This window comes from Tsukamurella sp. TY48 (assembly GCF_019656655.1).
Taxonomy (GTDB): Bacteria; Actinomycetota; Actinomycetes; order Mycobacteriales; family Mycobacteriaceae; genus Tsukamurella; species Tsukamurella strandjordii.
The window spans coordinates 1,611,522-1,632,798 of sequence record NZ_BPMV01000001.1 but is presented as its reverse complement, the minus strand read 5'-3'; the positions used below and the strand labels follow the sequence as shown (position 1 = coordinate 1,632,798).

General features: G+C 70.7%; 20 protein-coding genes. 14 read left to right on the top strand and 6 right to left on the bottom strand.

Annotation, left to right across the window (positions count from 1 at the left end; translation table 11 throughout):
• Position 1 precedes the first annotated feature (1 nt).
• Together TTY48_RS07940 and TTY48_RS07935 are read left to right on the top strand one after the other, a co-directional pair.
• On the top strand, positions 2-1,585 hold the full coding sequence (locus TTY48_RS07940) for an acyl-CoA carboxylase subunit beta (RefSeq protein WP_255585579.1): 1,584 nt from the start codon (positions 2-4) through the stop codon (positions 1,583-1,585).
• A 2-nt stretch (positions 1,586-1,587) separates the two neighbouring features.
• Positions 1,588-2,937, top strand: coding sequence for an FAD-binding oxidoreductase (locus TTY48_RS07935; protein ID WP_220658502.1), 1,350 nt, complete (start codon positions 1,588-1,590; stop codon positions 2,935-2,937).
• A gap of 9 nt (positions 2,938-2,946) precedes the next feature.
• On the opposite strand, the gene TTY48_RS07930 is transcribed toward TTY48_RS07935, so the two are convergent.
• Positions 2,947-3,432, bottom strand: a complete 486-nt coding sequence (locus tag TTY48_RS07930) for a GAF domain-containing protein (protein ID WP_220656980.1) — start codon at positions 3,430-3,432, stop codon at positions 2,947-2,949.
• Between the two features lie 361 nt (positions 3,433-3,793).
• Here TTY48_RS07930 and TTY48_RS07925 point away from each other — a divergent pair, with 361 nt between their 5' ends.
• From TTY48_RS07925 to TTY48_RS07915, 3 genes are all read left to right on the top strand, one after another.
• A complete protein-coding gene (locus TTY48_RS07925; RefSeq protein ID WP_220656979.1) occupies positions 3,794-4,777 on the top strand; it encodes an alpha/beta hydrolase family protein in 984 nt (327 codons plus the stop codon).
• A 310-nt stretch (positions 4,778-5,087) separates the two neighbouring features.
• Positions 5,088-6,050, top strand: coding sequence for an alpha/beta hydrolase family protein (locus TTY48_RS07920; protein WP_220656978.1), 963 nt, complete (start codon positions 5,088-5,090; stop codon positions 6,048-6,050).
• A 113-nt stretch (positions 6,051-6,163) separates the two neighbouring features.
• On the top strand, positions 6,164-7,093 hold the full coding sequence (locus tag TTY48_RS07915) for a CoA ester lyase (RefSeq protein WP_220656977.1): 930 nt from the start codon (positions 6,164-6,166) through the stop codon (positions 7,091-7,093).
• Between the two features lie 7 nt (positions 7,094-7,100).
• Here the strand turns inward: TTY48_RS07915 and TTY48_RS07910 are convergent, their stop codons facing one another.
• Both TTY48_RS07910 and ptsP read right to left on the bottom strand, forming a co-directional pair.
• Positions 7,101-7,472, bottom strand: a complete 372-nt coding sequence (locus tag TTY48_RS07910) for a VOC family protein (RefSeq protein ID WP_220656976.1) — start codon at positions 7,470-7,472, stop codon at positions 7,101-7,103.
• A gap of 82 nt (positions 7,473-7,554) precedes the next feature.
• Positions 7,555-9,234 (bottom strand): phosphoenolpyruvate--protein phosphotransferase, encoded by a 1,680-nt coding sequence (gene ptsP, locus TTY48_RS07905; protein WP_220656975.1) that lies wholly within the window; start codon positions 9,232-9,234, stop codon positions 7,555-7,557.
• 102 nt (positions 9,235-9,336) lie between these two features.
• Between ptsP and TTY48_RS07900 the strand changes: the two genes are divergently transcribed.
• The 4 genes from TTY48_RS07900 to TTY48_RS07885 all read left to right on the top strand — a co-directional run bounded on the left by TTY48_RS07900 (position 9,337) and on the right by TTY48_RS07885 (position 13,524).
• Positions 9,337-10,107 (top strand): DeoR/GlpR family DNA-binding transcription regulator, encoded by a 771-nt coding sequence (locus TTY48_RS07900; RefSeq protein WP_220656974.1) that lies wholly within the window; start codon positions 9,337-9,339, stop codon positions 10,105-10,107.
• Positions 10,104-11,042 carry a 1-phosphofructokinase family hexose kinase gene (locus tag TTY48_RS07895; RefSeq protein ID WP_220656973.1) on the top strand — a complete coding sequence of 313 codons (939 nt, stop codon included), beginning with the start codon at positions 10,104-10,106 and terminating at the stop codon, positions 11,040-11,042. Before TTY48_RS07900 ends, TTY48_RS07895 begins: the two co-directional genes overlap by 4 nt.
• Positions 11,043-11,081: 39 nt before the next feature.
• Positions 11,082-13,205, top strand: a complete 2,124-nt coding sequence (locus TTY48_RS07890; protein WP_220656972.1) for a fructose-specific PTS transporter subunit EIIC — start codon at positions 11,082-11,084, stop codon at positions 13,203-13,205.
• A gap of 61 nt (positions 13,206-13,266) precedes the next feature.
• Complete coding sequence (locus TTY48_RS07885) at positions 13,267-13,524, top strand: HPr family phosphocarrier protein (protein ID WP_220656971.1); 258 nt, start codon at positions 13,267-13,269, stop codon at positions 13,522-13,524.
• A 67-nt stretch (positions 13,525-13,591) separates the two neighbouring features.
• On the opposite strand, the gene TTY48_RS07880 is transcribed toward TTY48_RS07885, so the two are convergent.
• Entirely contained in the window at positions 13,592-14,215 is a 624-nt protein-coding gene (locus TTY48_RS07880; protein ID WP_220656970.1) for a hypothetical protein, read from the bottom strand.
• A 106-nt stretch (positions 14,216-14,321) separates the two neighbouring features.
• Between TTY48_RS07880 and TTY48_RS07875 the strand changes: the two genes are divergently transcribed.
• The 4 genes from TTY48_RS07875 to pntB all read left to right on the top strand — a co-directional run bounded on the left by TTY48_RS07875 (position 14,322) and on the right by pntB (position 18,936).
• Positions 14,322-15,239 (top strand): D-isomer specific 2-hydroxyacid dehydrogenase family protein, encoded by a 918-nt coding sequence (locus TTY48_RS07875; protein ID WP_220656969.1) that lies wholly within the window; start codon positions 14,322-14,324, stop codon positions 15,237-15,239.
• Complete coding sequence (locus tag TTY48_RS07870) at positions 15,239-15,730, top strand: MarR family winged helix-turn-helix transcriptional regulator (protein ID WP_220656968.1); 492 nt, start codon at positions 15,239-15,241, stop codon at positions 15,728-15,730. The genes TTY48_RS07875 and TTY48_RS07870 overlap by 1 nt, the downstream gene beginning before the upstream one ends.
• A 253-nt stretch (positions 15,731-15,983) precedes the next feature.
• A complete protein-coding gene (locus TTY48_RS07865; RefSeq protein ID WP_220656967.1) occupies positions 15,984-17,510 on the top strand; it encodes a Re/Si-specific NAD(P)(+) transhydrogenase subunit alpha in 1,527 nt (508 codons plus the stop codon).
• Between the two features lie 4 nt (positions 17,511-17,514).
• On the top strand, positions 17,515-18,936 hold the full coding sequence (gene pntB / locus TTY48_RS07860; protein ID WP_220656966.1) for a Re/Si-specific NAD(P)(+) transhydrogenase subunit beta: 1,422 nt from the start codon (positions 17,515-17,517) through the stop codon (positions 18,934-18,936).
• A gap of 59 nt (positions 18,937-18,995) precedes the next feature.
• Here the strand turns inward: pntB and TTY48_RS07855 are convergent, their stop codons facing one another.
• Both TTY48_RS07855 and TTY48_RS07850 read right to left on the bottom strand, forming a co-directional pair.
• Positions 18,996-19,646: an NAD(P)H-binding protein gene (locus TTY48_RS07855; RefSeq protein ID WP_220656965.1), complete on the bottom strand. Its 651-nt coding sequence runs from the start codon at positions 19,644-19,646 to the stop codon at positions 18,996-18,998.
• A 46-nt stretch (positions 19,647-19,692) separates the two neighbouring features.
• Positions 19,693-20,304, bottom strand: coding sequence for a LysE/ArgO family amino acid transporter (locus TTY48_RS07850; RefSeq protein ID WP_220656964.1), 612 nt, complete (start codon positions 20,302-20,304; stop codon positions 19,693-19,695).
• A 71-nt stretch (positions 20,305-20,375) separates the two neighbouring features.
• Here TTY48_RS07850 and TTY48_RS07845 point away from each other — a divergent pair, with 71 nt between their 5' ends.
• Positions 20,376-21,266 carry a LysR family transcriptional regulator ArgP gene (locus TTY48_RS07845; protein ID WP_220656963.1) on the top strand — a complete coding sequence of 297 codons (891 nt, stop codon included), beginning with the start codon at positions 20,376-20,378 and terminating at the stop codon, positions 21,264-21,266.
• Positions 21,267-21,277 lie beyond the last annotated feature (11 nt).

Here is a 21,277-nt window from a genome sequence, read left to right as displayed (position 1 = left end):
GGTGGCAGACGTGACGGACGTTTCGGAGAAGGTCGATACCCCCGACCTGCACACCACCGCGGGCAAGCTCGCGGACCTGCATCGCCGCCTGGAGGCCGCCAAGGACCCGGGCAGCGAGCGGGCCCGGGCCCGCCGCGACGCCAAGGGCCTTCCCAGCGCCCGCCAGCGCATGCACATGCTGTTCGACGAGGGCACCTTCGTCGAGCTGGATCAGCTCGCGAAATCGCCCGGCGACGACAAGATCAAGGACGGCGTCGTCATCGGTTACGGCCTGGTCAACGGCCGCAAGGTCGCTGCCTTCAGCCACGATCAGACGGTGGGCGCCGGCACCGTCGGCGAGATGTTCGGCCGCAAGATGGTCAAGCTCTACGACTTCGCCGCCACCGCCGGCCTGCCCGTGGTGGGCATCAACGATTCGGGCGGCGCCCGGATCCAGGACGCCGCCACGTCCATCGCCTGGTACGCCGAGCTCGGCCGGCACCAGGACGGCCTGTGCGGCCAGGTGCCCCAGATCTCGATGATCCTCGGCACCTGCGTGGGCGGCGCGGTGTACGCGCCCGCCAACACCGATGTGCTGGTGGGCGTCGAGGACAACACCTACATGTTCGTCACCGGCCCCGAGGTGATCCGCCCGACCACGGGCGAGACCACCTCCGCGGAGGACCTCGGTGGCGCCGTCAAGCAGGCCACCTGGGGCAACCTGCACCACGTGGCCAAGGACGAGCAGGCCGCGTTCGATTGGGTCAAGCGCTATCTCGGCTTCATGCCCGATTCGGTGCACCAGCGCCCGCCGCTGGTGAACCCGGGCATCGAGCCGGAGCTCACCGACAGCGATCTCTCGCTGGAGACGATCATCCCGGACGCCGACAACGCGGGCTACGACATCCACGAGGTGATCCTGCGCGTCTTCGACGACGGCGACTTCCTGGAGTACGCCGAGCTGTGGGCCCCGAACATCGTGTGCGGTTTCGCGCGGTCCGACGGCCAGTCCGTGGGCGTGGTTGCGAACCAGCCCATGCACATGGCCGGCACCCTGGACACCCAGGCCTCGGAGAAGGCCGCCCGCTTCGTGCGGCTGTGCAACTCCTTCAACATCCCGCTGGTCTTCCTGGTCGACGTGCCGGGCATCCTGCCGGGCGTCGAGGAGGAGAAGATCGGCACCATCCGCCGGTCGGGCAAGTTCATCTTCAGCTACGTCGAGGCGGCCGTCCCGAAGGTCACCATCATCCTGCGCAAGTCCTACGGCGGCGCGTGGGCCGTGATGGGCTCCAAGCAGCTGGGTGCCGACTTCGTCTTCGCCTGGCCCACGGCGCGCCTGGCCGTGATGGGTGCCGAGGGCGCCGCCGCGATCATCAAGCGGCGTGAGATCGAGGAGGCCGGCGAGAACGGTCCCGCGATCCGTCAGGCCTTCATCGACTTCTACAACCAGTTCATGGCCACGCCGTGGCTGGCGGCCGAGCGCGGCTACATCGACGGCGTGATCGAGCCCAAGGACACCCGCCTGCTGATCCGCAAGTGCCTGCGCCAGCTGCAGGACAAGGAGCTGCAGCGCGTGCCGCGGCGCACCTACCTCATGCCCATGTGACCATGCCCGCGCTGGACTCCTTTCCGCAGATCACCGGGTCGGTGCTCACCGATCCGGATGTCACCGCGGCGTACGCCACCGACCACTGCTCGCCGGTGTTCGGGGCCGTACCGCTGGCCGTGGTGCTCGCGGAGACCACCGAGGACGTGGCCGCTGTGGCCGCGTGGTGCTACGCGCACGACGTGGTGATGGTGCCGCGCGGCGCGGGCAGCGGCCTGGCCGGCGGGGCCAGCGCCATCGAGGGCTGCGTGATCATCTCGCTCGCGAAGATGGACGCGATCCTGGAGATCAACGTCGCCGATCAGTACGCCCGCGCCGAGGCCGGCGTGATCAACGCCCACCTCGACGCCGCGGCGCGCGAGGTGGGGCTGATGTACCCGCCCGACCCGTCGTCGTACGAGATCTGCTCGATCGGCGGCAACGTGGCCACCAACGCCGGTGGCCTGCGGTGCGTGAAGTACGGCGTCACCCGCGAGTACGTCCTCGGGCTCACCGTGGTGCTGCCCGACGGCCGGATCATCAAAACCGGGCGGCGCACCGTCAAGGGCGTCACCGGCTACGACCTGACCCAATTGCTGTGCGGCAGTGAGGGAACCCTCGGGATCGTCACCGAGGTCACCGTGAAGCTGCGGCCCGCGCCGCTGATCGCGCCGACCACGGTCGCGGCCTCGTTCCCGGACGTGGTGAGCGCGGCCTCGGCGGTCGCCGCCGTGGTGGGTACCGGTGTGGTGCCTGCGCTCATGGAGCTGATGGACCGCGGCACCCTCGAATGCGTGGAGGCCATGCGGCCCTTCGGGCTGGAGGACGAGACCCGGGCGATGCTCATCGGGCAGGGGAGCACCCCCGAGGACGCCGCCGTCCTGGCCCGCGAATTCGACGCCGCCGGAGCGCATTACGTGGTGGTCTCCGACGATCCGGCCGAGGCCGCCGAATTGCTGTCGGTGCGCCGCGCCGCGTTCCCGGCCTACGAGCACGCGGGCAACATGTTCTCCGAGGACGTGGGCGTGCCCCGGTCCAAGCTGCCGGAGATGTTCGCCCGGATCGAGGAGATCGCCGCCAAGTACGACGTGGCGATCCCCACCTGCGCGCATGCCGGCGACGGCAACCTGCACCCCACGCTGATCTACCCGCGCGAGCTCACCGAGGTGCCGCAGGCGATCTGGGACGCGGCCGACGAGGTCTTCCAGGCCGCGCTCGATCTGGGCGGCACCCTGACCGGCGAGCACGGAGTGGGCGTCCTCAAGGCCCGCTGGGTGGGCGACGAGCTCTCCGACGACGTGCTGGAGCTGCATCGCGGCATCAAGGCGGTCTGGGACCCGAAGAACCTGCTCAATCCCGGCCGCGGCTTCTAGCGCGCGTCCCTATAGGGAGTCGACGAAGACCGCGGCGATGGCCTCCAGGCCGCGCTGATCGTCGTCGGTGAAGCGGGCGGTCTTCTCGCTGTCGAGGTCGAAGACGCCGATCAGCTCGCCGTCCGCCGAGACCAGTGGCACGACGAGTTCGGAGTTGGTCGCACCGTCGCAGGCGATGTGATCGGCCACGGCGTGCACATCGTCGACCCGCTGCGTCCGCCGCGTGCGGGCCGCGGCGCCGCAGACGCCCCGGTCGAGCGGGATCCGGATACAGGCGGGCAGCCCCTGGAACGGTCCCACCACCAGCTCGGTCCCGTCGTGGAAGTAGAAGCCCACCCAGTTGAGGTCCGGCACCGTCGCCTTGACGAGCGCGGAGAGGTTCGCGGCGTTGGCGATGCGATCGTGCTCGCCGTCGACGAGGGCGCGGGCGAACTGCGCGAGGTCGGCGTAGCGCTCCGCGGGGGAGCCGGACAGTTCGGGTACGGAGAACGACACGCCCTCACGGTACGGGCCTCCGGCGGTGTGGAGCACCCCTGTACCGAGCCTGATTCTGGGCGCAGGCTGAGAGAGTGACGCACTCTGATTCGTGAAGATTCAGGGTCAAAAACAGCCCCTGTCCAGCCCTGACCGGCGACAATCGAGGAACTTGGAGCGCATGTGTAACGACCCGGTCTCGGAGGCCGACTAAGAGTTTGTCAGGAACTGAGATCTGTCATACAGTGCCTGACGAGTACTGCTCCGGCGGGTCGCGTGCGTCACCGGCACGAGTCGTGATAGCGCACCGAGGTCGAGATCGACCGGCCTCCTCGACGGGGAAGACCGCCCACCGGGCGAACGATGAGGAAGAGAGTCTCGAATGCGTATGCGCAACGGCTGGGCCAAGCGGGCCACTGCCGCCGCGATCACCGTGGCTGCCATTCCGGCCCTGGCGGGCGGTATCGGTACCACCGGCGCCGCGAACGCCTGGGGTCCGGGCAACGACAAGAACCCGCCGAAGGGCTTCAAGCAGGCCTTCGTCAACGGTGCCGGCATGCCCAACGTCAAGGTTCGTACCTGGGCGTCGACCACCACCGACCCCAAGAAGGCCCCCACCGTCGTGCTGCTCGACGGTCTGCGCGCCACCTGGGACGTCTCGGGCTGGGAGCGCGACTCCAACGTGGCCTTCCTGTCGCAGAAGGGCATCAATGTCGTCATGCCCGTCGGCGGCACCTCCAGCTGGTACACCGACTGGCAGGCCCCGTCGTCGACGAACCGTCAGCCGTACCGCTACACCTGGGCCTCGTTCCTCAAGACCAGCCTGCCGCAGTACATCCGCAGCCTCGGCTTCAGCGATAACGTCTCGCTGGTCGGCCTGTCGATGTCGGGCAGCGCCGCGCTGATCAACACCATCGAGTCGAACGGTTACTACAAGCGTGCCGCGTCGCTCTCGGGCCTGGTGAACATCTCGGCGCCCGGCATCCCGATCGCCGTGGGCATCGCCTCGCTCGATTCGAGCGGCTACAACGCAGGCCTCGACATGTGGGGCGGTCCGCTGGACTCGCGCTGGGCCAAGAACGACCCGACCGTTCAGGTGGGCCGGTTCAAGAACGTGCCGCTGTGGATCTCCGCGGGCAACGGCGTCTTCGGCAAGTACACGCCGAACCCGGGCCCGGCCGACGTGATCCAGGGTGTGCCGCTGGAGTGGCTGGCGCTGTCGCAGGCCCGCTCCTTCGAGGGCGCCACCAAGCGTGCCGGCCTCACCAAGACTCACTTCGATTTCCCGCCTGCCGGAACCCACACGTGGGGCTACTGGCAGGATCAGGTGTGGCAGATGCAGCGCACCGGCTGGTTCTCGAAGTAAAACCTCTGTCGGAGGCGATGATCATCGAGTACACACCGCGGCCCGGCTCCACGAGCAGGGCCGCGGTGTCGTATTGTGATGTAGACGACCTTTCCTGAGAAAACAGGGAGGGTGCGTAACACCAGGTCCTGTGAAGACGATGAGATTCAGGGACGGTGTCACCCGTGTGACTCATGTGAAACATGTGACATGTGTGACGATTGATGTTAGAGTGAAAGCTGTGACGAGTCTTGGTCGCTTGCGACCGCCGTCCGGTCCACAAGCGAACAGTGCGCGGACGCGCGAGAACGAGAAACGAGAGAGGTCAGCTATGCGAGCAGCCTGGGGTAAGCGAGCAGGTGCGGCGGCCATCACGGTCGCAATGGTGCCGGCCCTCGCCGGTATGGGCGCAGGTGTTGCCGGGGCTTGGGGCCCGGGTAGCGCCAAGAACCCGCCGAAGGGCTTCAAGTCCGAGCGTGTGAACGGCGCGGGAATGCCGGACGTCCTCGTCCGCTCCTGGGCGTCGACCACCACGGATCCGGCCAAGGCGCCCACCGTGGTCCTCCTGGACGGCCTGCGCGCCACTCAGGATGTCTCCGGCTGGGAGCGCGACTCCAACGTCGCCTTCCTGTCGACCAAGGGCGTCAACGTCGTCATGCCCGTGGGCGGTACCGCCAGCTTCTACACGAACTGGGCGAACGTCTCGAAGCAGGGCAACGGCACCTACCGGCCGACCTGGGGCACGTTCCTGGCCACCAGCCTGCCGTCGTACATCAAGTCGCGTGGCTTCTCCAGCAACCTGTCGATCATCGGTCTCTCGATGGGCGGCGGCGCTGCGCTGATCACCGCGGCGAACAACCCCGGCGTGTACAAGCGCGCCGCGGCTCTGTCGGGCTTCCTGAACACCTCGGCCCCGGGCATGCCCGTCGCCGTGGGTGTCGCCATGCTCGACGCCGGTGGCTACAACGTCCTCGACATGTGGGGCGGCCCGTTCGACGCGAACTGGGACAAGAACGATCCCACCAAGCAGGCCGCGCGCCTGAAGGGCATCCCCGTGTGGGTCACCGCCTCGACCGGTGAGCCGGGCAAGTACACCCCGAACCCGAGCCCCGCGGACATCGTCCAGGGCGTGCCGCTGGAGATCCTGGCCAAGTCGCAGTCGGAGGCCTTCAAGGCCGCGGCCGACAAGGCCGGCGTGCAGGGCCACTACGACTTCTCGGCAGTGGGCACCCACACGTGGGGCTACTGGCAGGACCAGGTGTGGCAGATGCAGCGGACCGGCTGGTTCGGCTGATCACCACGCTGAAATAGCACTCGCAACGAAGGCCCCGGGCACCCGCCCGGGGCCTTCGGGCGTATCGGTACTGTGTCTGACGAGCCCACACGAGAAACCCGAGGTGCAGAAACATGGCCCCGCCGACCCCCACGCCCGAGGGCGACGAGCCGATCGGATTCCGCATCGACCCCGTCCTCGCCCGCAGCTGGCTGCTCGTCAACGCGGCGCAGCCCGAGCGGTTCGACGCGGCAGCGCGCTCGCGCACCGACATCGTGGTCCTCGACATCGAGGACGCAGTGGCGCCGAAGGACAAGGTGGCGGCCCGCAACAACGTGGTCGAGTGGTTGAACACCGAGCACGACGGTGCGCCCAACAACGGCTGGGTGCGGGTGAACGGCTTCGGCACGCAGTGGTGGGCCGACGATCTCGAGGCGCTGCGCGGCGCCAAGCACCTCGGCGGCATCATGCTGGCCATGGTCGAGTCGATGGACCACGTGACGGAGACCGCCAAGCGGCTCCCCGACACCCTCATCGTGGCGCTGGTGGAGACCGCCCGCGGCCTGGAGCGGATCAGCGAGATCGCCTCGGCGAAGGGCACCTTCCGGCTGGCCTTCGGCATCGGCGACTTCCGCCGCGACACCGGCTTCGGTGGCGACCCGACGACACTGGCCTACGCGCGGTCGCGGTTCACCATCGCCGCCAAGGCGGCGCACCTGCCGGGCGCGATCGACGGCCCGACCGTCGGCTCGAAGGGGCTGCTGCTCAGCGAGGCCACGGCGGTTTCCGCCGAGTTCGGCATGACCGGCAAGATCTGCCTCACCCCGGACCAGTGCCACCCCGTGAACGAGGGACTGAGCCCGTCGCAGGAGGACATCCGCTGGTCCCGCGAGTTCTTCGCCGAGTTCGATCGCGACGGCGGCGAGATCCGCAACGGCTCCGATCTACCGCGCATCGCCCGGGCCACGAAGATCCTCGACCTGGCCCGCGCCTACGGCATCGAGGCGGCCGAGGGACTCGACGGCGAACACGCGCCGGCCCCGTCGGACACCTTCCACTACTGATCGCGCGTCACGAGGCGGTGTGGCACACCGCCTCCACGTTGTTCCCGTCCGGATCGCGGACGAAGGCGCCGTAGTAGCCCGGGTGGTATTCGGGCCACATCCGCGGCGCGTGCAGCGATTCGGCGCCGAGCTCGAGCGCGGCGCGGTAGAAGGCGTCCACCGTGGCCGCATCGGCCGCGCTGAAGGCCACGTGCATCTCGCGGTTCGGGCCGGAGGCGACCTCGCCGCCGGAGATCCAGAAGTCGGGCTGCTCGGTGCCGTAGCCCACGGCCACGTCGAAGTCCATCAGCCGGCGCGCGCCGAGGGTGGCGAGCACCCCGTCGTAGAAGCGCTTCGCGGCGTCCAGATCTGCGCAGTTGATGCCGAAGTGGTCGATCATGGTCGATCCCGTCGTCGTCGGGGCGCCCGCTGCGGCCCCGTCGTCAACGGTCTACCACCGGGCCCCGACAACCGGCGCCGAATCAGCCGAGTGCGCGGCGCACCGCCTCGCGGGCGCCCTGCGGATCGGCGGCGGCGACCGCCGCCTCGGCGGCCCACCGGCACTGCTGCAGGGTGACGGCGCCGACCCGCGCGCCGACCGCGGCGGCGGCGCCCGCGGCGCAGGACAGCGAGCTCACACCGAGGCCCACCAGCACGCAGGCCAGCAGCGGATCGGCCGCGGCCTCACCGCACACCCCCACGGGCTTCCCGGCCGCGGCCCCGGCCTCGGCGGTGATCTTGATCAGTCGCAGCACGGCGGGCTGCCACGGGTCGGTGAGCGCCGCGAGTTCCGAGCTCATCCGGTCGGCGGCCATGGCGTACTGGGTGAGGTCGTTGGTGCCGATCGAGACGAAATCCACTTCGGCCACAACGCTGTCCGCGCACAGGGCCGCCGCGGGCACCTCGATCATCACGCCCGGCGTCAGGGAGCGCGCGCGGCACTGCGCGGCGAAGGAGCGGGCCTCCGCCGCGGTCGCGATCATCGGCGCCATCACCCAGGGCGAGGCCTCGGCGCCGTCGGCCGCGGCGGCGATGGCGTCGAGCTGGCGTTCCAACAGCCCCGGATCGCCCTCGGCGATGCGGATTCCGCGCACGCCGAGGGCCGGATTGTCTTCGTGCGCATGGTCGACGAACTTGAGCGGCTTATCGGAGCCCGCGTCCAGGGTGCGGATCACCACCTTGCCGCCGGGGAAGGCGTCGATCACCTCGCGGTAGAGGGCCGCCTGCTCCGCGACGGCGGGCTCATCGGCCCGGTTCAGGAAGGCCAGCTCGGTGCGGAACAGTCCCACGCCCTCCACCTGCCGCTCGGCGGCGGTCCGCGCGCTCGCACCGTCCTGCACGTTCGCCAGGATCGCCACCGGCGCACCGTCGGACGTGCGACCGGGCCCGCGCCACCGCGCGACCTCGGTGGCGATCCGCTGCGCCTCGGCCACCCGGGACTCGGCCTCCGCGGCCGGGGGTTCGACGGTGACCGTGCCCTCTCCGCCGTCGAGCAGCACCGGGGTCCCGGCGTCCACGGTGCCGGCCTGCGTGAGCCCGACGATGCACGGAATCCCCAACTGCCGCGCGATGATCGCGGTGTGGCTGGTGGGCCCGCCGAGCCGGGTGCCGATGCCCACGATGAGAGCGGGATCGAGCCCGGCGGTGTCGGCCGGGGCGAGGTCGTCGGCCAGCAGGATCGACGGTGCCGTGGGCACGGGGACGCCCGGCTCCGGGCGGCCGAGCAGCTCGGCGAGCACCCGATCGCGGACGTCGCGCAGATCCGTCACGCGCTCGGCCATGAGTCCACCGAGCTTGGTGAACATGTCGGCGAACTGCTCCGTGGCCGCCGCCACGGCACCCTCCGCGGGGGAGCCGGACCGGATGAGCTTCTCCGCGGTGCCGATCCACGCCTTGTCCGAGGCCAGGCCGGCGGTCGCCGCGAGTACCTCGGACGCCGCGCCGGTGGCCTGCGAGGCGCGCTCGCGCAGCCGCCCCGCCACCGCGAGCGCCGCCGTGGAGAACCGGGCGGCCTCCGCCTCGCGCTCGGCTTCGGGCAGGTCAGGACCCGTGGCCGGGAGCTCCGGGCGTTCCCCGGGCCACATCACGGGCGCGTACGCCACACCGGGCACGACAGGGGTGCCGGTGAGCACGGTGGCGACGATCGACTGCTGCGAACTCATGTGACCCAGATTACGAAATCTGCTTGACTTGTCAACACAAACAGGCGTAAAAACAGAAAAATCAAATCAAAACCAACACGGTCAAACGAACTCGGAGGCGGGATGTACGCGGAGGAACGGCAGCGCGCGATCGGCGATCTGGTCGCCGCCCGCGGGCGGGCGTCGGTCGCCGAGCTGGCCGAACGCTACGACGTGACCCCCGAGACGGTCCGCCGCGATCTGGACGTGCTGGAGCGGCTCGGCGGTGTCCGGCGCGTGCACGGCGGCGTGGTCGCCGCCGGGGTGCTGGCCGGTGCGGAATCCGGCGTCGGCGAGCGGGAGGCCCTCGGCGCGGATGCCAAGCGCGCGATCGGGGAGGCCGCGCAGCGGTACCTACCGCCGGCGGGCGGATCCGTGCTCTTCGACGCGGGCACCACCACCATCGCCGCCGCCCGCGAGGTACCCGTTGGACAGCGGCTCACGGCGATCACCAATTCGCTCCCCGTGGCCTCCGCTCTGGCGGGGCGCGACGGCGTCGCGCTGCACATGCTCGGCGGCCGGATCCGCGGGCTCACCCAGGCGGCGGTGGGATCGGGGACGGTGGCCGAGATCGGCCTGCTGCACGCCGATGTCGCCTTCCTCGGGACCAACGGCATCGGTGCCCACCGCGGCCTGTCGACCCCCGATGCCGACGAGGCCGCGGTGAAGACCGCGCTGATCCGCGCCGCCGACTTCGTGGTGCTGCTCGCCGATTCCTCCAAGTTCGACCACGAGAGCCTGGTCGCCTTCGGTGGTCTCGGCGAGATCGACGTCCTGATCGCCGATGCGGCGCCCACCGGCGCGCTCGCGACGGCGCTGGCGGATCACGGTGTGGACGTGGTGGTGGCGCAGTGATCGTCACCGTGACCGCCAACCCCAGCCTGGACCGGCTCGTGGCGCTCGGCGCACCCCTGGAGCGCGGCGCCGTACAGCGCGCGCGATCGTCCTCGGTGGACCCGGGCGGCAAGGGCGTCAACGTCTCCCGCGTGCTGCACGCGGCCGACGCACAGACCCTGGCGGTGCTCCCGGCGGACGCCGGCGACCCGCTGCTGACCGCCCTCGACCGGATCGGCGTGCCCGCCCGCGCGGTCCCCGCCGGACACGAGGTGCGCAGCAACGTGACCGTGGCGGAGCCGGACGGCACCACCACCAAACTCAACGCACCCGGCGCGGCGCTCGACCCCGGCCTGGTCGCCGGGCTCGAAGACGCGGTCGTCGCCGCGGCCACGGGTGCCTCCTGGCTCGCGCTCTGCGGTTCGCTGCCGCCCGGACTGCCCGACGACTGGTACGCCCGGATCGCCCGCCGCATCGCGAGCGGTCCGCGGATCGCGGTCGACACCTCCGGCGCCGCCCTCGCCGCGGCCGTGGGTGCGGGAGTGCACCTGCTCAAGCCCAACGCCGAGGAGCTCGGTGAGCTGGTGGGAGCCGACGGCGCCGAACTCGAGAAATTCGCCGCAGCAGGTGATCTCGGGCCGGTGCGGGCCGCCGCCGAGCGCCTCCACCGCACGTCCGGCGCGGCGGTCCTCGCCACGCTGGGTGGTGCCGGCGCACTTCTTATCGACGACGGTGCCTGGCACGCCATCCCGCCGCGGACCGTGGTGCGCAGCACCGTCGGCGCCGGCGACAGTTCGCTCGCCGGGTACCTGCTCGCGGACGAGCGCGGCGCTTCCGCGCCGGACCGGCTCCGGCTCGCCGTGGCCTACGGCTCCGCCGCCGCCGCACTGCCGGGCACCCAGGCGCCCCGACCGGATCAGCTCGCCACCGCCGATGTGCACGTGCGCGCCCTGTAGACCTCCCCGCACCACCCCGTCGTAGAACCGGAGTTCCCCATGACCCAGCCGACCGAGCAGATCATCACGCCCGCCCTCGTGGCGCTCGATGTCGCGGCCGGACCCGAGAAGACCGATGTGATCGGCTATCTCGCGCACCGCATCGCCGACGCCGGCCGCGCCGACGACGCCGCAGGGCTGATCGAGGCGGCACTCGCCCGCGAAGAGCAGTCCGCCACCGGGCTGCCCGGCGGGATCGCCATCCCGCACTGCCGCAGCGCGTCCGTGACCGCGGCGAGCCTCGCCTTCGCCCGGCTCGACCCCCGCGTCGACTTCGGTGCGCCGGACGCCCCGGCCGATCTCGTCTTCCTCATCGCCGCCCCGGAATCCGGCGGCGCCCAGCACATGAAGCTGCTCAGCGCGCTCGCTCGGTCCCTCGTGCGGCCCGACTTCGTGGCCGCGCTCCGGGCCGCCCGCACGCCCGACGAGGTGGTCGCCCTCGTCCAGGAGGCGATCACGCCGAAGACGAAGGCGGAGACCGCGGCAGGACCGAAGACGGAGACCGCGCCGGAGCCGAAGGCGGCCGCAGCGGCGCAGGACCCGGGCGCGGCCGCACCGGCGGCTCCGGCCACCCCCGCGCCCGCCACCCCCGCCGCCGGTATCGCGGAGAAGCCCTCGATCGTGGCGATCACCGCCTGCCCCACCGGGATCGCCCACACCTACATGGCCGCCGACGCGCTCCAGCTGGCCGCCGACCGGGCCGGAGTGCAGCTCACCGTCGAGACGCAGGGGTCGTCCGGGTCGACGCCGCTGCCCGCGGACACGATCGCCCGGGCCGGGGCCGTCATCTTCGCCACCGATGTGGGCGTCAAGGGCCGCGACCGATTCGCGGGCAAGCCCGTGATCTCCTCGGGCGTCAAGCGCGGGATCAACGAGCCCGACGCGATGATCGCCGAGGCGGTGGCCGCCGCCTCCGATCCGCACGCCGCCACCGTCGACGGCGATCCCGCGGCGGCGCAGGCGGAAGCGGCGCCGGGCGTCGGCATCGGCGGTCGGCTCAAGCAGGCCCTGCTCACCGGCGTGAGCTACATGATCCCGTTCGTCGCCGCGGGCGGCCTGCTGATCGCGCTCGGCTTCCTCATCTCCGGTGGCTACGAGATCGGTCTCAGCACGAAATCGGAGGGCATGTCGGACGGCGCCTTCTACGCGCTCAACAACTCGCTGTGGAACCTCCCGGACGGCGGGCTCCGGCAGTACCTCGGGGCGGTGAGCTTCGCGATCGGTCAGGCCGCGATGGGGCTGATGGTGCCGGTGCTCGCCGGGTACATCGCCTACGCCATCGCCGATCGTCCCGGGCTGGCCCCCGGTTTCGTCTCCGGCGTGCTCGCGGGCACGGTGGGCGCGGGTTTCATCGGCGGCGTGGTCGGCGGCCTCCTCGCCGGCGTCGTCGCGCTGTGGCTCTCGCGGATCCCGCTGCCGCAGTGGGCCCGCGGACTGCAACCGGTGGTGATCATCCCGCTGCTCGGCACGCTCATCACCGGTGGGCTGATGTACATGATCCTGGCCGGACCGCTGCGCTGGGTGAACGAGGAGATGACCAGCGCCCTGAACGGGATGAGCGGCAGCTCGAAGATCGCCCTCGGTGCCGTGATCGGCCTCATGATGTGCTTCGACCTGGGCGGCCCGGTGAACAAGGCCGCGTACGCCTTCGGTGTGGCCGGCCTGGGCAGTGCCGGCGCAGGCCTCGCGCAGTGGGAGATCATGGCCGCGGTGATGGCGGCCGGCATGGTGCCGCCGCTCGCGCTCGCCGCCGCCACCTTCCTGCGCCCCGGCCTGTTCACGGCTCCCGAACGGGAGAACGGCAAGGCGGCGATCCCGCTGGGCCTGTGCTTCATCTCCGAGGGCGCCATTCCGTTCGCCGCCGCCGATCCGCTGCGGGTGATCCCGTCCATGATGCTCGGTGGTGCCGTGACCGGTGGACTGTCGATGGCGCTCAGCGCCCAGCTGCGTGCGCCCCACGGCGGTGTCTTCGTGATGTTCGCGACCAACGGCACCTGGTGGAAGTTCCTGATCGCGCTCGCGGCCGGCGTGGTGGTCAGCGCCGTCGCGGTGGTGGCCGCCAAAACCCTGTGGCGCCGCGCCGCTCCGGCCGATTCGCCGCAGCCCTCCCTCGCCGCCGCGTAATACTTGTTCCGACTCCGGAGGCGACCCGCCGCCGGCCGTACCCACCCACGAGGAGAGTTCCATGCCCAGCACCACCGTCACCGTCGGATCGGCCGTCGGCCTGCACGCGCGCCCGGCCGCCGTGATCGCGAACGCGGTCAATGAATCCGGACACGACGTGACCCTGTCCGTGGCCGGGGGCGACCCGGTGGACGCCGGATCGGCGCTGATGATCATGACGCTCGGTGCGGAGCAGGGCGTCGAGGTCACCGTCGAGTCGGACGATCAGGCCACGGTCGATGCGATCTCCGCGCTCATCGTGCAGGATCTCGACGCGTAGTCCGTACGGACTCGCGCGGACGAGCGAAGGGGCGGCCGGTGTTCCGGCCGCCCCTTCGTCGTCTCGTTCAGGACGCGGGCGTGATGCAGTAGCTCACGCGCTGCGGCGCCGGGTAGTTCAGGGCGGCGGACCCGCGGCAGTTCAGCGGGCCGCCGGAGGCGCGCTCGGTCACCCGGACCACGTTCGCCGCGCCGCCACCGAGGGCCGTCGGGCACGCGATGGGCCGGATGTCGGTGGTGGCGGCCTGATCGGGCCGCACCTGGTAGCAGTTCCCCAGTGTGAGGTTGGGGACCACGCACAGGGTGGCGCCGTCGGACTCGACCCGGGCGTAGCTGGGCAGCGAGCAGGCGGTCTTCGCGGCCACCTTCTCGGCCACGGAGAAGGTCATCCCGCCGCCCTCGCACCCGGCCCGGTTCGCCGTGCCGTCCGCCACCGAGACGCAATCGCCCACCTCGACGGCGTTGACGTTCGTGACCTCGGGATTCGAGGGCTTCACGCCGAGCAGCAGGACGGCCGCCCCGACGATCACGACGGCGATCACGCCCGAGTAGACGACGGAGGTCAGTACGCGCCAGCCGGTGGTGGGCCGGGCCGCGTCGATGCTGGTGCGCAGCCGGCCCGCCGTCGCGTCGTAGCGACGGCGGAGCGCCGCGAGGCGGGGCTGCGCGTGCTCGAGGATCTGGGTGGCCATAGTCTCAATCTTAACTTGAGACTCACTGGATAACACAAGCCCCATCTTTCACAGCGTTTCGCCGGGGTCGGGAGCGGCGCGGACCGCCGCTGTCTAGGCTTTGCTCATGCCACAGGACGGACCCGTCATCGCTGTAGGCCCGAACCCCGATCCGGAGTTCGACGCCGCCATCACCCGGGGAGGCGGCGTGCCCGGCCCGCTGCGGAACGCGGAGGGGCTGGTGTGGATCGACTCCACCTCGGTCCCCACCGACATCCCCGCCTCGATCCGGTGGGTGCAGCTGCCCTTCGCCGGCATCGAGAACTTCGTGGATTCGGGCCTGTTGCAGAAGTATCCCGACATCACCTTCACCTCCGCGGCGGGCGCCTACAGCACCACCGTCGCCGAGCACGCGCTCACCCTGCTGCTCGCGGGCGTCCGCGGGCTCTGGCACCGCGAGACCACGTGGGACCCGAAGAACGCCGCGCCCCGCGTGGGGCTGCTGGGCGGGTCGACGGTGGCCATCGTGGGCGCCGGCGGCATCGGCCGGGATCTCGCGCCGCAGCTGCGGGCCCTGGGTGTGAACGTGATCGCCGTCAACCGGTCCGGCACCGATGTGACCGGCGCCGTCGTGGTCACCGCGGACCGGCTCGACGAGGTCTGGTCGCAGGTGGACCACGTGGTGCTCGCCGCGCCCGCGACCGCCGAGACCAAGTCGCTCGTGAATGCGGACGTGCTGGCGCAGCTCAAACCGCACTCCTGGGTGATCAACGTGGCGCGTGGCGCGCTGATCGACACCGATGCCCTGGTCGCGGCCCTGAAGAAGGGCGCCATCGGCGGCGTCGGCCTGGACGTGACCGATCCGGAACCGCTGCCCGCGGACCACCCCCTGTGGTCGATCCCGAACGCGATCATCACGCCGCACGTCGCGAACCCGCCGCAGCACCTGCGTCCCGCGCTGCTCGAGCGGGTGGAGGTCAACGTGCGGCGGTTCGCGAACGATATGGAACCGCTCGCCGTGATCGACCGCTCGAAGGGCTACTGATGCCGGAGGGCGAGGTCGGCGGAGGCGACTCCCGCTCGCCCGACGACATCGACCTCATCATCCGAGGCATGGTCGGCTTCGCCAAGCGCATTCGCAGCGAGGCCCGGTTCCTGCACTCGGAGGTCTCGTACGTCGATTTCACGCTGCTCTTCGTGCTGAACGAGACGCCGGGCCTGCGCGCGGTCGATCTCGCCGAGGCCGTCTCGATCGACAAGTCGACGGCCAGCCGCCAGCTCGCGAGTCTGGAACGACGGGGCCTGATCCGCCGCGATGCGGACCCGGCCAGCCCCCGGTCCCGGTCGCTGCGGCTCACCGACCGCGCCCAGGAGGTGCTCGCCGATACCGACCGCGAGTGGCGGCGGCGGATCGCGGAACGGACGGCCGACTGGCCCGTCGAGGACGTACGCGCCTTCGCGACCCTCATCGATCGGTACATGGCCACCGAACTGCCCGGAGACGCACCGGATCCCGGCTCCGCCGGCCCGGAGTGACGCAGGTCACCAACCTACTGGTGGGTAAGTTCCCCCGTGCTATGGTCAGCCCACTGTTCTGAGCAATGGGCGGCCCACGTAGCCACCGCGATGTCCGGCGAACCCGGGCGCCACGCGGACCCACCCCCGTTCACACCGTCGCGGGGGCTGGCGCACGCGTGAGGTCGTGCGAGCCGGAACTCCGGACCGCGGCCGTGTGGTCCGGTAGGGACGACCAAGGAACGAACATGAATGTCGGTGTGGTGATGAGCGCATGATCATCGGAGTGTTGAAAGAGGCGCAGCCGGGGGAGACCCGGGCCGCCGCGACCCCGACGACCGTCGCCCAGCTGATCAAGCTGGGATACGACGTGGTCGTCGATCCGGGTGCGGGCGAGGCGTCTTCGTTCTCGGACGACGCCTACGTCGAATCCGGGGCCACCATCGGGGACGCGCGTGCGGCCGACGTCGTGCTCGGCGTCAACGCCCCGTCGTCCACCCAGCTCGACGGTGTGCGGCCCGGCGCGAGCCTGATCGCGATCCTGGCCCCCGGCCTGAACCCCGACCTCCTCGAGGACGTCAAGGGCCGCGGCATCACCGCGATGGCCATGGACGCGGTGCCGCGCATCTCGCGCGCGCAGTCGATGGACGTGCTCTCGTCGATGGCGAACATCGCCGGCTATCGCGCTGTGGTCGAGGCCGCGAACGTCTTCGGCCGGTTCTTCACCGGCCAGGTGACCGCCGCGGGCAAGGTCCCGCCGGCCAAGGTGCTCGTGGTGGGCGCCGGCGTCGCCGGCCTCGCGGCGATCGGCGCCGCCGGCTCGCTCGGCGCCATCGTCCGCGCCACCGACCCGCGTCCCGAGGTGGCCGACCAGGTCGCGTCGCTGGGCGGCGAGTACCTGTCCGTCGCCGATGAGCAGGCCGAGGTCTCCGCGACCGGCTACGCCAAGGAGATGGACGACGACTACAAGGCCCGCGAGGCGCAGCTCTACGCCGAGCAGTGCAAGGACGTCGACATCATCATCACCACGGCGCTGATCCCGGGCCGGCCGGCCCCGCGGATCATCACCGAGGAGATGGTGGCCTCGATGAAGGCAGGCAGCGTCATCGTCGATATGGCGGCCGCCAACGGCGGCAACGTCGCCGGCACCGTCAAGGACCAGGCGATCGTCACGCCGAACGGTGTCACCATCCTCGGCTACACCGATCTGGCCGGACGGCTCGCCGCCCAGGCCTCGCAGTTGTACGGCACCAACGTGGTGAACCTGCTCAAGCTGCTCACCCCGGAGAAGGACGGTGAGCTCGTCCTCGACTTCGAGGACCCGGTGCAGCGCTCCATCACCGTGACCCGCGACAACGAGATCCTGTGGCCCCCGCCGGCCGTGAAGGTCTCGGCCGCGCCCCAGGCCGCACCCGCCGCCGAGGCGGAGACGAAGCCCGAGAAGCAGCCGATGTCGGCCGCCACCAAGGTGGGCCTGACGCTGTTCGGCATCGCGGTGCTGTTCGTGGTCAACGCCTTCGCGCCCGATCCGATCCCGCGGCACTTCACCGTGCTCGTGCTGGCCATCGTGATCGGCTACTACGTGATCGGCAAGGTGCACCACGCCCTGCACACCCCGCTGATGAGCGTCACCAACGCCATCTCCGGTGTGATCGTGGTGGGCGCCATCATCCAGGTGGGACTGAACAATCCCGCGATCCAGGCCCTCGCCGGGGTCGCGATCCTGCTCGCCTCCATCAACGTCTTCGGCGGCTTCGCGGTGACGCGGCGCATGCTGACCATGTTCTCGAAGGGGGCGTGACGACATGACGGTCGAATCCATCGCGACCGCCGCGTATCTCGTCGCGGCACTGCTGTTCATCCTGAGCCTCGCGGGCCTGTCCAAGCACGAGAGCGCGCGCACCGGCTGGCTGTACGGCGTGATCGGCATGACGATCGCCATCGCCGCCACCGTGGCGCTGGCGCTCAACAAGAGCGAGGTGGCGGGCACCGCCACCGTGATCCTGCTCGTCACCGCTCTGATCGGCGCCGCGATCGGCCTGTACAAGGCCAAGGTCGTGCAGATGACGGGCATGCCCGAGCTGATCGCCCTGCTGCACAGCTTCGTCGGCCTCGCCGCCGTGCTGGTCGGTTGGGCCTCGTACCTCGAGGTCGAGCGCGGCTGGATCCCCGGAGAGGCCGCGCATTACACCGGTGCCCTGCTCAAGATCCACCACGCCGAGGTCTTCATCGGTGTGTTCATCGGCGCCGTCACCTTCACCGGTTCGATCGTCGCGTACCTCAAGCTGTCCGCGAAGATGAAGTCGGCACCGCTGGTGCTGCCGGGCAAGAACTACATCAACATCGGCGCCCTGGTGCTGTTCGCGGTGTTCACCGTGTGGTTCGTGGTGGACCAGCAGCTGTGGCTGCTGATCGCCGTCACGGTGATCGCACTGCTGCTGGGATGGCACCTCGTGGCCTCCATCGGCGGCGGCGACATGCCGGTCGTGGTGTCCATGCTCAACAGCTACTCGGGCTGGGCCGCCGCCGCGGCGGGCTTCCTGCTCAGCAACGATCTGCTGATCGTGACCGGCGCGCTCGTCGGCTCGTCCGGTGCGTACCTCTCGTACATCATGTGCAAGGCGATGAACCGCTCGTTCATCTCCGTGATCGCAGGCGGTTTCGGCATCGAGGCCGCGCCCACCGAGGATCAGGATTACGGCGAGCACACCGAGACCAACGCCGACAGCGTGGCCGAACTGCTCAAGAACGCCAAGACCGTGGTGATCACGCCCGGCTACGGCATGGCCGTGGCGCAGGCCCAGTACGGCGTTGCCGAGCTGACCCGCGAGCTGCGCAAGCGCGGCGTGAACGTGCGCTTCGGCATCCACCCCGTGGCCGGCCGCCTGCCCGGGCACATGAACGTGCTGCTGGCCGAGGCGAAGGTGCCGTACGACATCGTCCTCGAGATGGACGAGATCAACGACGATTTCGCCGATACCGACGTGGTGCTGGTGATCGGCGCCAACGACACCGTGAACCCGGCCGCGGCCGAGGATCCGACCAGCCCGATCGCGGGCATGCCGGTGCTCACGGTGTGGGAGGCCGAGAACGTGATCGTCTTCAAGCGGTCGATGGCCTCCGGCTACGCCGGCGTGCAGAACCCGCTGTTCTTCCGCACCAACTCGGCGATGCTGTTCGGCGACGCCAAGGACCGCGTGCAGGACATCCTGGCCGCGATCAACTGATCACGCCGACAAGGGCCCGGACCGTCGCACGACGGTGCCGGGCCCTTCGTCGTGGTGGCCTACCGCCAGGCTTCGTCGATCGTCACGGTGCCGTCCGTGAACGGCAGGTCCCGGCCGACGGTGTCCGGACGGTCCAGGGCGTCCGCCGCCACCAGGGCGACGTTCGCGCGGGAGGTGCCGGGATTGTCGGCCGAGCGCACCGCGGCCGGATCGACCCGCCCCGAGGCCTCGTCCGCGGTGAGCCGGCCGGGCATCAGCACCGTCCAGTCCAGATCGGAGGCGCGCACCGCGACATCGGCGGCGGCCTTGGCCTCGGCGTAGTGGAAGAACGGGTCCGATTCGGGGACACCGTGATCCGGGGCCGCCCCGAGGTAGGAGACCATGATGTAGCGGCGCACCCCGGCCTGTTCGGCGGCCTGCACCGAGCGGATCGCGGCATCCCGGTCCACGGCGTAGGTGCGATCGGGATTCCCGCCGCCGGCCCCGGCGGAGAAGACCACCGCGTCGTTGCCCTGCAGTGCCGTCGCGATCTCGTCGCGGGAGGCGTTCTCGACGTCGAGCACCAGTGGCGTCGCGCCGGTGGCGGTCACATCGGCCGCGTGCTGAGGGTTGCGGATCCACGAGGTCACCTCGTCTCCGCGTGAACTCAGCACTTCCGCAAGGAGAAGTGCCACTTTGCCGTGTCCGCCGATGATCGCGATCCGTGCCATGGCCACCACGGTACGTCCGGCGGGGCGTCGCCGCAGTCGGGGCCGGTCAGCCGCCGAGCGGCATCGTCGCCAGCCGCAGTGCGAGCACCAGGAGGAGGATGCCGATGCCCAGGTTCAGTGCGCGCCAGACTGCGGGCCGACCGAGTGTGCCGGACAGGCGCTGCGCACCGAAGCCGAGCAGGCAGAACCAGCCGATGCTGGCGACCACGGCACCGGCGGCGAACCACCAGCGATCCGGGCCGTAGCGCGTGGACGCCGATCCCAAGAGCAGCACGGTGTCCAGGTATACGTGCGGGTTGAGCCAGGTCAGTGCCAGCGCGGCGGTCACCGCCGCGGCCACCGAGGCCGCGCTCCGCCCGCCCGCGGTGAGCCCGGCGGTGTGCCGCGCGGACCAGAGCGAGCGAAGGCCGTAGCCGATCAGCACCACCACGCCCGCCCACGTGACCACGGTCAGCAGGGTGGGGCGGCCCGATACTGCGGCGCCCAGGCCGGCGACCCCGGCGCAGATCAGCAGGACATCGGAGGCGATGCAGACGGCCACCACCGCCGCGGTGCCCCGTCCGCGCGCCGCCACCTGGAGGATGTACGCGTTCTGTGCGCCGATCGCCACGATCAGCGACAGGCCGAGGCCGAGGCCGGCGAGGAGTGCGGAGGTCATGGCACCGACGCTAGGCCCGGCGCCGGGATAAGTTCCAATGCTTGATACTGCTGACCCATTAGAATCACTTCATGCTGAACGGGCAGCACCTGGCGACGCTCGTCGCCGTGGTCGAGGAACAGAGCTTCGGCGCCGCCGCGTCCCGGCTGCGGATCACGCAATCCGCGGTCAGCCAGCGCATCCGCGCGCTGGAACAGCAGGTGGGGCACGTGGTCGTCACGCGGGAGGGGCCGTGCCTGCCCACCGATCAGGGCAGCATCCTGCTCGGGTTGGCACGCGGCGTCGCCACCCTGGAGGCCGACGCGCTCGGCCGGCTCGCCGGCGGCAGTGGAGCCGCCCGGCTGGACGTGGGTGTCAACGCCGATTCGCTGGCCACCTGGTTCGGCGAGGTGATCGCGGCGGTCGCCGGCTGGGACGACGGCACGCAGCTGCGCCTGCAGGTCGACGACGAGCACCACACCGCCGATCTGCTCCGGGCCGGAACGGTGCTCGGTGCCGTCACCACCGATCCCGAGCCGGTCCAGGGCTGTGCGGTGGAGTATCTCGGCTTCATGCGTTACCTGCCGGTGTGCACACCCGAGTTCGCGGTGCGATGGCAACGTGGGGGCCGATGGCGCTGGCGCGAGATGCCGGTGGTGCAGTTCGACCTGCGCAAGGATGATCTGCAGAACCGGGTACTCCGTTGGCACGGGGTGACCGCCGAACCGGGAGCCACGGACTACCCACCCGCGCAGCGGATCCCGTCGTCGGAGGGATTCGCCCACGCCGTGCGGGTCGGCCTCGGCTGGGGCAGCCTCCCCGAGGCGCAGCTCGGCGACGCCCTCGACCGGGGCGATCTCGTGCGCGTGGGTGACCGTCCCGTGGACGTGAAGTTGTACTGGCAGTCCTGGCGATTGCACACCCGCGCCACCGGGCGGCTGGCCGATGCGATTCACGCCGCGGCCGCGGTGCATCTGCGGTGACCGGGGGCGGC

Bases quoted from the DNA above. Each gene is read 5' to 3' on its own strand.
- TTY48_RS07935 (WP_220658502.1), top strand. From the start codon at position 1,588: ATGCCCGCGCTGGACTCCTTTCCGCAGATCACCGGGTCGGTGCTCACC.
- TTY48_RS07925 (WP_220656979.1), top strand. From the start codon at position 3,794: ATGCGTATGCGCAACGGCTGGGCCAAGCGGGCCACTGCCGCCGCGATC.
- TTY48_RS07920 (WP_220656978.1), top strand. From the start codon at position 5,088: ATGCGAGCAGCCTGGGGTAAGCGAGCAGGTGCGGCGGCCATCACGGTC.
- TTY48_RS07915 (WP_220656977.1), top strand. From the start codon at position 6,164: ATGGCCCCGCCGACCCCCACGCCCGAGGGCGACGAGCCGATCGGATTC.
- TTY48_RS07910 (WP_220656976.1), bottom strand. From the start codon at position 7,472: ATGATCGACCACTTCGGCATCAACTGCGCAGATCTGGACGCCGCGAAG.
- ptsP (WP_220656975.1), bottom strand. From the start codon at position 9,234: ATGAGTTCGCAGCAGTCGATCGTCGCCACCGTGCTCACCGGCACCCCT.
- TTY48_RS07900 (WP_220656974.1), top strand. From the start codon at position 9,337: ATGTACGCGGAGGAACGGCAGCGCGCGATCGGCGATCTGGTCGCCGCC.
- TTY48_RS07890 (WP_220656972.1), top strand. From the start codon at position 11,082: ATGACCCAGCCGACCGAGCAGATCATCACGCCCGCCCTCGTGGCGCTC.
- TTY48_RS07885 (WP_220656971.1), top strand. From the start codon at position 13,267: ATGCCCAGCACCACCGTCACCGTCGGATCGGCCGTCGGCCTGCACGCG.
- TTY48_RS07880 (WP_220656970.1), bottom strand. From the start codon at position 14,215: ATGGCCACCCAGATCCTCGAGCACGCGCAGCCCCGCCTCGCGGCGCTC.
- TTY48_RS07875 (WP_220656969.1), top strand. From the start codon at position 14,322: ATGCCACAGGACGGACCCGTCATCGCTGTAGGCCCGAACCCCGATCCG.
- TTY48_RS07870 (WP_220656968.1), top strand. From the start codon at position 15,239: ATGCCGGAGGGCGAGGTCGGCGGAGGCGACTCCCGCTCGCCCGACGAC.
- TTY48_RS07865 (WP_220656967.1), top strand. From the start codon at position 15,984: ATGATCATCGGAGTGTTGAAAGAGGCGCAGCCGGGGGAGACCCGGGCC.
- pntB (WP_220656966.1), top strand. From the start codon at position 17,515: ATGACGGTCGAATCCATCGCGACCGCCGCGTATCTCGTCGCGGCACTG.
- TTY48_RS07855 (WP_220656965.1), bottom strand. From the start codon at position 19,646: ATGGCACGGATCGCGATCATCGGCGGACACGGCAAAGTGGCACTTCTC.
- TTY48_RS07850 (WP_220656964.1), bottom strand. From the start codon at position 20,304: ATGACCTCCGCACTCCTCGCCGGCCTCGGCCTCGGCCTGTCGCTGATC.
- TTY48_RS07845 (WP_220656963.1), top strand. From the start codon at position 20,376: ATGCTGAACGGGCAGCACCTGGCGACGCTCGTCGCCGTGGTCGAGGAA.